We start from the raw sequence: 13,320 nt of genomic DNA on the forward strand, positions 1-13,320 counted from the left end.
CGCCAGCACATGATCCGTCAGCTGGGCGTTCCCCCGAGCACCTACCGGGCGAACTTCACCACGGCCCGTTAGCCCGCGGGCCGGGGTACGGCGGGTAGCCCGGCGGCAGTGCCGGGGCGAAGTAGGCCTTGGACTTGGGGTTCCACAGCAGGATCACCGCGGCCAGGCCGATGACGACGCCCACCGCGGTGAAGCTCAGTGACTGCAGGTCGGCTTCGGGCGCGGCGAGCATGCTGATCACGGTGACGACGGAGAACAACACATTGATGCCGAAGAACACCGTGCCGGTGACACGGGCCCAGTTCTTGCCCGCCCGGCAGGCGAAGGCCATCCACACCCACAGACCCGCCGTCACCAGCGACGTGAGGATCCCGCCCCCGAGACCCGCGTAGACGAGGATGTCGAGGTCGTCGCCACGGAACACCCCACCCGACGCTTCGAGCGCGTCCGAGCGGATCTGATCGATCGTGGTCAGCATGTAGGCGGCGCTGAGCACCGTGACCACCGCACCGGTCAGCATCACGTAGAACGCCATCAGCACGTTCTGCGGCACCGGCAGAGGACCAGCCTCGGCTCCGGGCGCCGCCGGATAGGGACTGCCGAGCGGGTTGGCGTGGCCGCCCGGATAGGAGCCGGCCTGCGGATACGGTGACACCGCGCCGGCCGGGCCTGGCATCGCCTGCGACGCCGCCGCATTCGGGTACGGCGCCCCTGGCGAACTCAGGTACGGCGGCTGCGGCACCGCCGCATTCGGGTAAGGCGCCGTCACTCCGGCCGCGTTCGGATACGGCGGCTGCGGCATCGGCGCACTCGAGTACGGGTTAGGCGGTGCCTGGGGAACCGCGTCGGGATATGACGTCAGCTCATCATCCTGCTGCCGCGGGATCTCGTGATCTGCGGACGAATCTGGCACGGTGCCTGCCCCCTCCATGTGAAGTCGGGCCAACTCTAGTCGCCGGGACCGAAACCGACCGGTCGACTATCCGAGCGTTCACCGACCGGACGACGTGCGAGCTCAGCGCACCTCGGCGCGCACCAGTTCCTGTGCGGCCGTGCGGTATCGGTCGGCGATCAGCCGGACCACCGCGGGATGCACACCGATCGGCTCGGCGACACCGTCGGCGCCCGCGTCGTGCAGACGCTGGTGGAACAGTCCGTGCGCGAGCAGGTACGAGGCGATGAAGACCCGCCCTGAACCCGATTCCCGCAGGGACGCGACGACTTCGGGAACCCGCGGGGTACCGGTCGCGACATAGGCGATGCGCACCGGCGCACCGAGCTGTTCGGCCAGCATGCCCGCCGCCCGGCGCACGTCCTGGCGCGCCCGCGCGTCGGAGGAACCGGCGGCGGCGAAGACCACCGCGTCACCGGGCCGCCAGCCCGCGGCGCGCAACCGCACCGCCATGATCCTGGTCAGCGCGGGATCCGGGCCCATGGCCGCGGTGACCGCGACCGAGGGATGACCACTCTCTTCGACCTCACGCGGCACATCCTGATAGACGTGATACCCCGAGGCGAGGAACGCGGGCACGACGACGGCCGGTCCGTCGAGATCGCGCAGCACCTCCGACGGCGACGGCCCGAGCACGTCGACGAAGGCGGTGCGCAGGGCCGTATTCGGCGCTGCCCCTTGCGATTCGGGATCGGACACTGTGGCGCCGAGCTCGGCGGCCACCGCGTCGGCGAGCGCGGCGATCATCTCCACGCCACGCGCGCTGCGGGTGCCGTGCGCGACGAGCACCAGAGCCGGATCACCCGGCCGCGCGGTACTCACCACACCCCGATCGGTTGCGCGGGGCGCGGCGACCGGGCGGGCGTGCCGATGCCTGCCTGATGCGGCGGCTGCACCGGCGGACGGGCTGGGGTGTCGGCGCAGTCGGCGGCGTCGAGCGCGAGCCGGTAGCCACGCTTGACCACGGTCTGGATCGCCTTGGGCGTGCCGAGGCCCGCCCGCAGTCGCGCGATCGCGGTCTCCACCGCGTGGGTGTCGTCACCGCCGCCGGGCAGCGCCGACAGCAGGTCCTCGCGGGAGACGACCCGGCCGGGCTGACGAGCCAGCGAGCGCATCAACGCCATCGGCGCGGGCGCCAGCTGACGCACCTCACCGTCGACGACGACACAGCCACCACGCACGCTGATCAGATGACCGGCGGCGTAGATCCGGCTCGCCCGGCGCGGCAGTTCCTCGGCGACATGGCGGGCCAGCGCACCGAGGCGCGCGCGGCCGGGCATGGTGGTCGGCACGCCGAGTTCTTCCAGCGGCGCCGCGGTGATCGGGCCGACGCAGGCCGCGAGCACCCGCCCGCGCAGGGCGTGCAGCACCGACTCGAGCAGGCCGGTCTCCTTGGCGCGCATCAGCAGCGAGGCCACCGCGGGGGCGCTGGTGAAGGTGACGCAGTCGAGGCTGCCGGAGATGATCGACTCGATCATGGCGTCCATCGGGCCACGATCGGCGGGCGGCTCCCACCGGTACACCGGCACCGGGACCACGTCGGCGCCCGCGCAGCGCAGCACCTCGCAGAAGTCCGGAACCGGCTCCCACTCGGTCGTCGCGCCGTGCAGCTGCACCGCGATCCGCACGCCTTCGACGCCCTCGGCAAGCAGGTGATCGAGCACCTCGGCCGAGGACTCCGAAGCAGGCGACCATTCTTCGCGCAGTTCGGCGGCGCGGATCGCGCCCTTGGCCTTGGGGCCACGAGCCAGCATCCGGGTCGAGGCCAGCGTGTCACGCAGCACCTCGGCCAGGCCCCAGCCCTCGGCCGCTTCCATCCAGCCGCGGAAACCGATGCCGGTGGTGGCGACGGTGATCTGCGGCGGATCGGCGATCAGCAGCTCGGTGACGCGTTCGAGCTCGGTGTCGTCGGCCAGCGGGATGATGCGGATGGCGGGGGCGGACACCACGTTCGCGCCCTTGCGGGTGAGCAGGGTGCCGAATTCCTCGGCACGGCGGGCGGCGGTGACGCCGATGGTGAAGCCGGCAAGGCAGGGGCCGCTGTCGGTGGGATCAGTCATGTAATCAGCCGTCCGAGGATTCGAGGGCGGCGACCTGCACCGGCTCGTTGGATACCGCGACGACGCCACCGTCGAGCCGCACGGCGTAGACCGGGATGGACTGCGTCTCGTCGTCGAGACAACGCCCGTCGAGCAGCGAGAAAGCCTGCTTGAGCAGCGGCGACGCGACGACGGGGACCCCGCCGCGGTCACCGACGATGCCGCGCGACATCACCGCGGCCCTGCCGAACGGATCGATGTTGCCGACGGCGGCGAGCGTGCCGTCCGTGAGCAGAAACAGAGCGGCCTGCCGGCCACCCTCGAGCAGGACAGCAACGCCGCGGCCCGGGATCAGGAAGTCGAGCCGGCACGCCTGGGTCCAGGTCGCCGTCTCCGTGGTGATGGTGGGTGTGTCGATAACGGTCATCGTCGGTTCCTCCTCCGAACGCCTTACCTATTGGTACAGGCGCCCTGTTTCCGCAGGGTTAAGCGTTTATTTCCCTGCTGCTGTTGTGTCCGAAGCAACACCGGTCGGCATGCCCGGCAGGCTGGTCTGTGCCGCCTGCCCGGCATGCCTTCCGTGGTTACGCGGGGCTGCCGGCTACGGGCATGCCCGGCAGACCGAGGAGGACCGGCACCTTGCGCTCACCGCTGTCGTCGAACGAGATGGTCGGGTCGACCTCCTCAGGTGCGTTGACGAAGGAGACGAAGCGAGACAGCTTGTTCTCGTCCTCGAGCACCGCGGCCCACTCGTCCTTGTAGCCGTCGACGTGCTTGGCCATGGCGGCCTCGAGGTCACCGGCGATGCCGAGGCTGTCGTCCAAGACGACGGCCTTGAGGTAGTCGAAGCCACCCTCGAGGGCCTCCTGCCACGGCGCGGTGCGCTGCAGGCGGTCGGCGGTGCGGATGTAGAACATCAGGTAGCGGTCGATGTACTTGATCAGCGTCTCGTCGTCGAGCTCGCCTGCCAGCAGCACCGCGTGCTTGGGGGTCAGACCGCCGTTACCGCCGACGTAGAGGTTCCAGCCGTTCTCGGTGGCGATCACGCCGACGTCCTTGCCGCGGGCCTCGGCGCACTCACGCGCGCAACCCGACACGGCCAGCTTCAGCTTGTGCGGCGACCGCAGACCGCGGTAGCGCTTCTCCAGCAGCACGGCCATGCCGACCGAGTCCTGCTGGCCGTAGCGGCACCAGGTGGAACCGACGCAGCTCTTCACGGTGCGCAGCGACTTGCCGTAGGCGTGACCCGACTCCATGCCCGCGTCGACCAGGCGCTGCCAGATCGGCGGCAGCTGATCCACGGTGGCGCCGAACAGGTCGATGCGCTGACCACCGGTGACCTTGACGTAGAGACCGAACTCCTTGGCGACCTCGCCGATGACGATCAGCTGCTCGGCGGTGACCTCACCACCGGGCATCCGCGGCACCACCGAGTAGGTGCCGTTCTTCTGCAGGTTGGCCAGGAAGTGGTCGTTGGTGTCCTGCAGCGCGGCCTGCTCGCCCTCGAGGATGTGCTCGCTCGAGGTCGAGGCCAGGATCGAGGCGACGGTCGGCTTGCAGATGTCGCAGCCGGTGCCCTTGCCGTGCTTGGCGATCAGCTCGGAGAAGGTGCGGATGCCGGTGACGGCGACCACGTCGTACAGCTCGGCGCGCGACTGCGAGAAGTGCTCACACAGCGACTTGGAGACCGCCACGCCGGACTGCTCGAGCAGCTTCTTGATCATCGGCACACAGCCACCGCAGGACGTGCCCGCGTTGGTGCAGCTCTTGACCGCCGGGATGTCGCAGGCGCCCTCGGCGATCGCGCCGCAGATGTCACCCTTGCTGACGTTGTTGCAGGAGCAGATCTGCGCGTCGTCGGGCAGCGCGTCGGCGCCCAGCTCGGCACCGGCCGGGGAGATCAGCGAAGCCGGGTCGGCCGGCAGCGGACGGCCGACCAGCGGGCGCAGCGCCGCGTAGGCGGTGGCGTCGCCGACCAGGACACCGCCGAGCAGGGTCTTGGCGTCGTCGGAGACGACCAGCTTGGCGTAGGTGCCCTTGGCCGCGTCGTGCAGGACCACCGACAGCGCGCCCTCGGTGGTGCCGTGCGCGTCACCGAAGGAGGCGACGTCGACGCCCATCAGCTTCAGCTTGGTGGACATGTCGGCGCCGGGGAACTCGCCCGCGCCGCCCAGCAGGCGGTCGGCGACGATCTCGGCGGTGGTGTAACCGGGGGCCACCAGGCCGTAGCAGATACCCTCGATGGCCGCGCACTCGCCGACGGCATAGATGTCGGGGTCGGAAGTCTGCATGGTCAGATCGGTGAGGACACCGCCACGCGCGCCGAGCTCGAGGCCGGCTTCCTTGGCCACCGCGTCGTGCGGGCGGACACCGGCGGAGAACACCACCAGCGAGGCGTCGATCACGGAGTCGTCGGACAGGGTCACCTTCAGCCCGCCGTCCGCCTGCTCGATGTTGGCGGTGCCGACACCGGTGTGCACGGTGAGGCCGAGGTCGGTGACCAGCTTCTCGAGCACCGAGCTGCCGCCGTCGTCGATCTGGGCCGGCATCAGGCGGGGCGCGAACTCGACCACGTGCGGGGTCATGCCCATCAGGCGCAGCGCGTTGGCGGCTTCCAGACCGAGCAGACCACCACCGACGACCACACCGTGCGCGCCGGGACCGGCGGCCTCGGCCGCGGCCCGGATGCCGTCGAGGTCGTCCAGGGTGCGGTAGACGAAACATTCGGGCAGGTCGTGGCCGGGGACCGGCGGCACGAAGGCGTAGGAACCGGTGGCCATCACCAGCGCGTCGTAGGAGATGACCTCGCCCTGGCAGGTGGTGACGGTCTTGGCGGCACGGTCGATAGCGGCGCCACGCTGACCCAGCCGCAGGTCGACGAGATCGTCACCGAGGTACTCGTTGCCAGGCAGGGCCAGCGCCGAGGGGTCCCAGGCGCCGACGTAGTAGGACAGGCCGACGCGGTCGTAGGCGGGCAGCTTCTCCTCGGAGAGGATGACGACCTGCCACTGACCGGCCTCGTCGCGCGAGCGCAGGGCCTCGACGAAGCGGTGTCCGACCATGCCGTGGCCGACCACGACCACTGTCTTGCGAGTGCTGTTCATGAGAGTGACCTCCTGGTAATGGTCGGTTGTCAGCGAGCCGACGACTTGGCCGACGAAGCGGTGGATTCGGCCTCGAGGACCAGGTTTTCGGCCTCGACCACGACATCGGAGCCGGAGACCATGGACGTGGAGCGGGGACGGCGCAGGAACACGGCCCAGGTGACCAGGGCGCAGAGCACGTAGAAGCCCATGAAGATCACGAAGGCGGCGGTCGCCGAGTTGGTGGTGGCGTAGGAGGTGCGCAGCGCCAGGTTGATGCCGACACCGCCGAGGGCGCCGATGGCACCGACGAAACCGATCAGCGCACCCGAGGTGTTCTGGGCCCAGGAAGCCTGCTCGGCCGGGGTTCCCTGGAGCGACTTGGACTTGGCGTCGAACACCGACGGGATGATCTTGGTGACGGCGCCGTTGCCGAAACCGGACAGGATGAACAGGGCGATGAAGCCCATGGTCAGCACGGTCATCACCGCGCCGGTGGCGACACCGTTGTTCGCGTCGGCCTGGGTACTGGCGAACACGACGACCAGCGCGGCCGCCATCATCGCGAAGAAGGTGGCGAGGGCGACCCGGGAGCCGCCGATCCGGTCGGCGAGCTTGCCACCGTAGGGACGGGCCAGCGAACCGAACAGCGGGCCGATGAAGGCGATCGAGGCGGCGTGCACGGCGGCCTGGGCGGCGGTGTCGCCACCGGCCTTGAAGCTGATCTGCAGGATCTGGCCGAAGGCGAAGCTGTAGCCGATGAACGAACCGAAGGTGCCGATGTAGAGGAAGGCGATGGCGTAGGACTGCGGCACCCGCAGCGCCTTGACCATGTAGGACAGGTCGGCCTTCTGGTTGCGCAGGTTGTCCATGTACAGGGCGGCGCCGACCGCGGTCACGCCGACCAGCACCAGGTAGACCGCGCAGATCACCGAGGCGTATTCACCACCGAGGGTGGCCAGCACCAGCAGGCCGAGCAGCTGGACCACCGGCACGCCGATATTGCCGCCGCCCGCGTTCATGCCCAGCGCCCAGCCCTTGAGCCGCTGCGGGTAGAAGGCGTTGATATTGGACATCGACGAGGCGAAGTTGCCACCGCCGACGCCGGCGAAGGCGGCCACGACCAGGAAGGTCGTGTAGGAGGTGCCCGGCTGGTTGACGAAGTACAGCGTCAGCAGCAGCGGGACCAGCAGCAGGAACGCGCTGAAGATCGTCCAGTTGCGGCCGCCGAAGCGGGCGGTGGCCACGGTGTACGGAATGCGCAGGAAGGCGCCGAACAGCGTCGGCATGGCGACCAGGAAGAACTTGCCCGCCGGGTCGATGCCGAACTTGTCCTCCGGCATGAACAGGACCATGACCGACCAGATCGACCACACCGAGAACCCGATGTGTTCGGCGAACACCGACCAGACCAGGTTGCGCTTGGCAACATCCTTGCCGCCGGCCTCCCAGGCCGCGACATCTTCGGCATCCCAGTGCTCGATGTCGTGGTTACGCTTCAGCGTGCTCAAGTTTGGGCCTCCAAAAAGTGCGATGGCCCAACGGTAGGAAATGGGTATTGCCGAAATGCTGCGGGAAATTGCGCCCGAATCAACGGTTTCTCACAGCGGCCCGGTCAGAGGGGTGAGATTAAGGCATTTGTTTCCGGCATGTGACGCAGCGATTTCAACAGGTAAGGAAGCTGCCAGAAATTGCCAGAAACCCCAGTGAGGTGTGATCTGTACCGCCTCCCCGCGACTCTAGGCCAGAGTCACGCGCGTCGCACTTCGGCAGGCGGCCGCCGGTGAGGAATGCTCACCCGCCTCTCCGCGAATTCAGGCCAGACCTAGGCACGGTGAGGTTTGGCAACGCGGCCGGCGGTGGCGAGCGGTCGGGTCAGCCCGTGCCCGGTGAGTTACCGATGTACTCGCGAAATCGGTCGGCGTCTACCAGGTGTCTTCGAGCATCCGCGGTTTGCACGCCTGCCAGGCGCCTGCGAGAAGGACACCGAGGGCGACGACGAGCATCGCGAACGGGGCCGCCCAGCCGCCGGTCCAGGTGTGCAGCATGCCGAACAGCAACGGGCCGGCGCAGGCGACGGCGTAACCGACGCCCTGGGTGAACCCGGACAGCGCGGCCGAGCCCTGCGGGGTGCGGGTGCGCAGGTTGATCAGGGTCAGCGCCATCGGGAAGGAGCTCGGGCCGAGACCCAGCAGCACCACCCAGAGCACCGGGGCGCCCATGGGCGCGAGCAGCAGCCCGGCGAAGGCGATGACGAACAGCACCATGCAGCCGACGACGACGGGGAACGGATTGCGCATCCGCGAGACCACGGTCGGCGCGCCGAGCGCGGGGATCAGGCCCATCAGCGCGAACAACCCGACCATGCTGCCGCCGAAACCGGCGCTCGCGCCCGCGTCGGACAGGATCTTGGGCAGCCAGGCGAACATCGCGTAGGTGGTCAGCGAGGTCATGCCGAACATCGCGGCCATCCCCCAGGCCACCGGCGAACGCCAGACTTTGCCTGCGGCCGTTGATGATTCGGCGGGCAGCGCGGTGACATCGACCCGGTCGCGACCCTTGCGGTCACGCAGGACGAACAGCCACGGCACCGCGGCGGCGAAGCCGACCAGCGCCCACACGCCCATCGAGATCCGCCACCCGTGGTCCTGCGCCAGCGGCACCGCGACGAACGCGGGCACGACGGTGCTCAACTGCACCATCACGATGTAGAGGGAGCTGATCGCGGCCAGCTGATCGGCGAAATACCGCTTCACCAGCGGCGGGATCACCACATTGCCGATACCCATACCGAGCAGCACAACACCGGAGAAGGCCAGCAGCTCGCCGGTCCCGGCGGAGAACACGCGGGTGAGCGACCCCGTCCCGGCCAGCAGCATCGCGATGAGCACCGTGCGCTCCAGCCCGAACCGGCGCACCAGCAGCGGCGTCACCAGCCCCGCGACGGCGAACATCGCGGTCGGCAGCATGCCGAACACCCCGACGATCGCGGTCCCGTACCCGATGTCGGCGCCGATCTCCTCCGCCAGCGGACTGAACGCGGTGACCGCGGCCCGCAACGTCAGCGCCGACATAACGATGGCCGCCAACACGAGCAGGCGGCCGCGAATCAGCGCCGACAGTCGACTGCCGGCCACCGGTCGACTACTGGTCTCCGGAGCACATGGGTAACTCGCCGGGGACGGGCTGACCGGGCCAACCGCATCCCGCCGGTCGCCCAGCAGGGTCGACCCCGAGCTCGAGTCTGGCTTGAATTCGCGGAGAGGCGGCATCAGCAAATCATAGGATGACCCGATGATCGGTGCAATGATTTGTGAGCAGCGGTACCCTTGCTGACGTGCAACCCGTCCGGCGAACCAGCCTCATCGCCCAGGTCACCGAGCAGCTTCGGGCCGAAATCCGTTCCGGCCGTTGGCCGGTCGGTCAACGGATCCCGACCGAACCGGAGCTCACCGAGCTCACCGGGACCGGGCGCAATACCGTGCGCGAAGGCGTCCAGGCCCTCGTGCACGCGGGCATGCTCGAACGCAGACAGGGCTCGGGCACCTATGTGATCGCCACCTCCGAGGTCGGCGGCACCCTGGCCAAGTACTTCGCCGACGCCGAGGAGCGCGACATCCTCGAACTCCGCCTGGCACTCGACACCACCGCGGCGGGCCTGGCCGCGCGCCGCCGCGACGACACCGACATCGCCGCCCTGCGCCGTCTGCTCGCCGAACGCAGCAACCGCGACTGGTCCGAACCCGACCCGGTCGCCATCGCCGCCGACGTGGAACTGCACCGGGCGATCGTCGTCGCCAGCCACAACGCGGTGTATCTGGAGTTCTACGATTCGCTGCTGCCGATCATCGAGCACGTGATCCACGCGCGCACCGCCCGCTCCGACGACGCCTACGACACCGAGCACGCCGAACTCGTGCAGGCCGTCATCGACGGCGACGCCGACAAGGCCATGCAGGCCACCCGCTGCTTCCTCGATTCACTCATCGCGCAGTACCCGGACCGCTGATGTAACCGAGCAGTCACCAGCAGGGGTTTTCGGCGGTGAGCCTGAGTTGGCTGGAACGTCACCTGAGGCCATTGCCACGCAACAACCGGCTCCTACCTTTATCTCGACCCCGCAAGCAGCGCATCGAAAACCGGTGCGCCGCTATCGAGCCCGATCGAGAGGAAGCCGATGACCGCACTCGCCGCCACCGGCCAGGAGACGGAAGCACCGTCCTTCGAATATCAGAAGAAGGGCCGCTGGCTGACCCGGTGGAACCCCGACAATCCGGCGTTCTGGGAAGCCGGCGGCAAGCAGACGGCCCGCAAGAACCTCTGGTTCTCGGTCTTCGCCGAGAACCTCGGCTTCAGCATCTGGGTGATCTGGGGCTCCATCGTCACGGCCATGGGTTCGGCCGGCTTCGACTTCCTGGTCGGCCTCGGCAAGGGCAACCCGACCGCCGTCAGCAACGCCCTGCTGCTGACCTCCGTCCCGACCCTGGTCGGCGCCGCCCTGCGCATCCCCTACACCTTCGCCGTCCCGAAATTCGGCGGTCGCGCCTTCACCGCGTTCAGCGCGGCGATGCTGTTCATCCCGACCCTGGGCATCCTCTACTTCGTCAACCAGCCGAGCACCCCGATGTGGGTGTTCCTCGTGCTGGCCTCGCTGGCCGGTGTCGGTGGCGGTAACTTCTCGTCGTCGATGGCCAACATCTCGTTCTTCTTCCCCGAAGGCAAGAAGGGCGCCGCGCTGGGCCTCAACGCCGCGGGCGGCAACCTCGGTGTCGCGCAGACCCAGCTGATCGTGCCGCTGCTGATCACCTTCGGCACCCACCTGATGGCCAAGGACGCGGGCGGCTACCGCTTCGGTATCACCCTCGCCGTGCTGTTCTGGCTGCCGTTCATCGTCGTCGCGACCGTCGGCGCGCTGTACTTCATGGACTCCATCGCCGACGCGAAGTCCGACGGCAAGTCCTACAAACTGGCCCTGACCAACCGGCACACGTGGATCATGGCCTTCCTCTACATCGGCACCTTCGGCTCGTTCATCGGCTTCTCCTTCGCCTTCCCGACCCTGATCAAGGCAACCTTCCCCGACCTGGCCAAGATCGGCTGGATCACCACCCTCGGTAACCTCGCCTTCCTCGGCGCGCTGGTCGGTTCGTTCAGCCGTCCGTTCGGCGGCTGGGTCGCCGACAAGGTCGGCGGCGGCGCCAAGATCACCGTCTACGTCTTCGGCGGCATGTCGGTCGCGGTCGCGTTCATCGTCCTCGCGGTGGACCTGAAGAGCTTCCCGCTCTACCTGGCCGCCTTCCTGGTCCTGTTCGTCCTGGCAGGCATCGGCAACGGCTCCACCTACCGGATGATCCCGTCGATCTTCAACGCCACCGCCAAGAAGTACGCCGCCGAGCACGGCATCGACATCGCCGAGGCCGCAATCTCCGCCAAGCGCCAGGCAGGCGCCGCCATCGGTGTCATCGGCTCCGTCGGCGCGGCGGGCGGCTTCGTCGTCCAGCAGGCACTGCGCCTGTCCAACGTCCACCTGAAGACCATGGCCCCCGCCTTCTGGGCCTACGCCGTCGTATTCCTGGTGATGGCGGCGGTCACCTGGTGGTGTTACCTGCGCACCAGCTTCGCCGCCGACCGAGCACCCTCACTGGCCTACGCCAGCGTCTGAGCCAACACCGAAACCCGGAAGCCACGTTCGGATTCCCCTCTCCGAACGTGGCTTTTGGCTGTGTGACAACACATTTCGCCGCAACCGAGGACAGCGACGTGGACGAGCGTCCACACTGTAAGGGCAGCGCACGGAGGGGACACCGATGAGAATCCGGCCACGGCAACAACTTCTGGAACTGTGGCGCGCGCACCTGCGGACCTCGTTCCGCGAGGACAGGTGGGTCTGGGGCGGCCGTGACGGACGCAATTCGATCAGCGACGCCGAGCAGTTGATGTGCGTGCTGTATCCGTCGACCGAGTTGGCGAGCTTCGCCCTCGACCCCGACAGTATCGCGACGGCCGACGACGTCGCCGCCATCGTGGCGGTGCTCGGCGGCGACATCCGGGTCGGCGCCACCCTGGTGACCAAGATCGAAGAGTTCTTCGACACCTATACCGACGCCGAGGGGGAGCCGCTGTTCGCCGGCGGCAGCTACTTTCGTGATGTGGGCTTCGGGGAACCGTCGCCCGCGCAGCGTCAGCTCGAAGTGGTCGACTCCTATTCGATGTCGCTGAGTCTGTGTATCGCGTCGCTGCGCTTCCTGCGCAATCTCCAGCGGTACCTGGTGCGCGATGTGCGCCGCGACGCCGGGCGGCTCAACGATCGCATCGGCGCGCTGACGCCACGGGTGAGCATCCGGCTGACCTCCGCGATGGTCGGCTTGATCCGGAGTTTCGTCATCCACACGCCGGAGTTCTCCGCCCCGGCCGGACAGCAGATCCTGAAGCTGGTCAATCAGACCGGCGCGCCGGTCGAGGATGTCAAAGCCGACTTCTCCGCCGCACTCGAGCAGATCCGCGTGCAAGCCGAGAACGACGTGCGCAGCGGCCACGCCGCCGACATCGACCTGCGCGACAACGATCGGGCCTTCGAATGCGGCTGGGCGTGGGGCGTCGACGCGAACGCAGGCGACGTTCCCGAGGTCACCAACCGAATGGCGACGCAGCCGGGTTACGCGGTCAGCGAGCCGTATCTCTATTTCACCCTTGTCGCCCTCGACGGCATCAAAGACCTCTACTCCCAGCGCACCCAGGAACCGGCGCTGCTCGAGCCGCATCAGCTGCAGCTCGCGGAATCGCTGAAGCGCCGTGCGGAACTGACCCAGCGCTACTGGTCGACGATCTCGCGCTTCGGAACCGGGCGCTGGCCGCTGGAGGACCTGCCCTGGCGCACGTCCGACGGGAAGCAGTCGGACTACTACAGCCTGGCCGTGACCGCCTTCCTCATCCAGGACCTCCTGGAACGGGAATCCACCACCGACCTGGCGCGCACCGTCGCGGTGCTGCGGCAGCTGGCGCAGCGGGCGCGGATCACCAACCGGGAGATTCCCGACGACCCCGCCGCCCTGCTGCACTATCCCGGAGTCACCTTGACACTCAAGGGATCCGAGGCCGTCGAATCGGGACCGCTGCTCGGCTACCACGTCGGTGACTTCGCGACACTGCTGCTCAAACGCAGTCTGCAGGCCGCGCGGCTGGCGCTCGACGTGGATACCCGCGAGCAATTGCTCGACCTGGCGGCCTCGGCCATGGAGCATATGCC

General features: G+C 68.4%; 10 protein-coding genes. 3 read left to right on the top strand and 7 right to left on the bottom strand.

What is annotated here, in order from left to right:
• Positions 1-55: 55 nt before the first annotated feature.
• From ACFWPJ_RS10880 to ACFWPJ_RS10910, 7 genes are all read right to left on the bottom strand, one after another.
• Positions 56-802 (bottom strand): hypothetical protein, encoded by a 747-nt coding sequence (locus tag ACFWPJ_RS10880; RefSeq protein ID WP_378849625.1) that lies wholly within the window; start codon positions 800-802, stop codon positions 56-58.
• A gap of 213 nt (positions 803-1,015) precedes the next feature.
• Positions 1,016-1,699 (bottom strand): sirohydrochlorin chelatase, encoded by a 684-nt coding sequence (locus ACFWPJ_RS10885; RefSeq protein WP_378849639.1) that lies wholly within the window; start codon positions 1,697-1,699, stop codon positions 1,016-1,018.
• Positions 1,700-1,770: 71 nt separating this feature from the next.
• Positions 1,771-3,012 (bottom strand): uroporphyrinogen-III synthase, encoded by a 1,242-nt coding sequence (locus tag ACFWPJ_RS10890; protein ID WP_378849627.1) that lies wholly within the window; start codon positions 3,010-3,012, stop codon positions 1,771-1,773.
• Positions 3,013-3,016: 4 nt separating this feature from the next.
• Positions 3,017-3,418, bottom strand: coding sequence for a nitrite reductase small subunit NirD (gene nirD / locus ACFWPJ_RS10895; RefSeq protein ID WP_378849629.1), 402 nt, complete (start codon positions 3,416-3,418; stop codon positions 3,017-3,019).
• A gap of 157 nt (positions 3,419-3,575) precedes the next feature.
• Positions 3,576-6,095: a nitrite reductase large subunit NirB gene (gene nirB, locus ACFWPJ_RS10900; RefSeq protein ID WP_378849631.1), complete on the bottom strand. Its 2,520-nt coding sequence runs from the start codon at positions 6,093-6,095 to the stop codon at positions 3,576-3,578.
• 29 nt (positions 6,096-6,124) lie between these two features.
• On the bottom strand, positions 6,125-7,585 hold the full coding sequence (locus ACFWPJ_RS10905) for an MFS transporter (protein ID WP_378849632.1): 1,461 nt from the start codon (positions 7,583-7,585) through the stop codon (positions 6,125-6,127).
• 414 nt (positions 7,586-7,999) lie between these two features.
• On the bottom strand, positions 8,000-9,148 hold the full coding sequence (locus ACFWPJ_RS10910; protein ID WP_378849641.1) for an MFS transporter: 1,149 nt from the start codon (positions 9,146-9,148) through the stop codon (positions 8,000-8,002).
• Between the two features lie 263 nt (positions 9,149-9,411).
• On the opposite strand from ACFWPJ_RS10910, the gene ACFWPJ_RS10915 reads away from it, so the two are divergent.
• From ACFWPJ_RS10915 to ACFWPJ_RS10925, 3 genes are all read left to right on the top strand, one after another.
• On the top strand, positions 9,412-10,083 hold the full coding sequence (locus ACFWPJ_RS10915) for a FadR/GntR family transcriptional regulator (protein WP_378849634.1): 672 nt from the start codon (positions 9,412-9,414) through the stop codon (positions 10,081-10,083).
• Positions 10,084-10,251: 168 nt separating this feature from the next.
• A complete protein-coding gene (locus ACFWPJ_RS10920) occupies positions 10,252-11,736 on the top strand; it encodes an MFS transporter (protein ID WP_378849635.1) in 1,485 nt (494 codons plus the stop codon).
• 145 nt (positions 11,737-11,881) lie between these two features.
• Positions 11,882-13,320: SCO2524 family protein (locus tag ACFWPJ_RS10925; RefSeq protein WP_378849637.1), on the top strand; the 1,439-nt coding region annotated here is incomplete at its 3' end.

The organism is Nocardia sp. NPDC058497, assembly GCF_042720195.1.
In the GTDB taxonomy this organism is placed as follows: domain Bacteria; phylum Actinomycetota; class Actinomycetes; order Mycobacteriales; family Mycobacteriaceae; genus Nocardia.

Excerpts from the sequence above, each read along its gene's own strand:
- nirB (WP_378849631.1), bottom strand. The coding sequence starts at position 6,095 with ATGAACAGCACTCGCAAGACAGTGGTCGTGGTCGGCCACGGCATGGTC.
- ACFWPJ_RS10880 (WP_378849625.1), bottom strand. The coding sequence starts at position 802 with ATGCCGCAGCCGCCGTATCCGAACGCGGCCGGAGTGACGGCGCCTTAC.
- ACFWPJ_RS10910 (WP_378849641.1), bottom strand. The coding sequence starts at position 9,148 with ATGTCGGCGCTGACGTTGCGGGCCGCGGTCACCGCGTTCAGTCCGCTG.
- nirD (WP_378849629.1), bottom strand. The coding sequence starts at position 3,418 with ATGACCGTTATCGACACACCCACCATCACCACGGAGACGGCGACCTGG.
- ACFWPJ_RS10920 (WP_378849635.1), top strand. The coding sequence starts at position 10,252 with ATGACCGCACTCGCCGCCACCGGCCAGGAGACGGAAGCACCGTCCTTC.
- ACFWPJ_RS10890 (WP_378849627.1), bottom strand. The coding sequence starts at position 3,012 with ATGACTGATCCCACCGACAGCGGCCCCTGCCTTGCCGGCTTCACCATC.
- ACFWPJ_RS10885 (WP_378849639.1), bottom strand. The coding sequence starts at position 1,699 with ATGATCGCCGCGCTCGCCGACGCGGTGGCCGCCGAGCTCGGCGCCACA.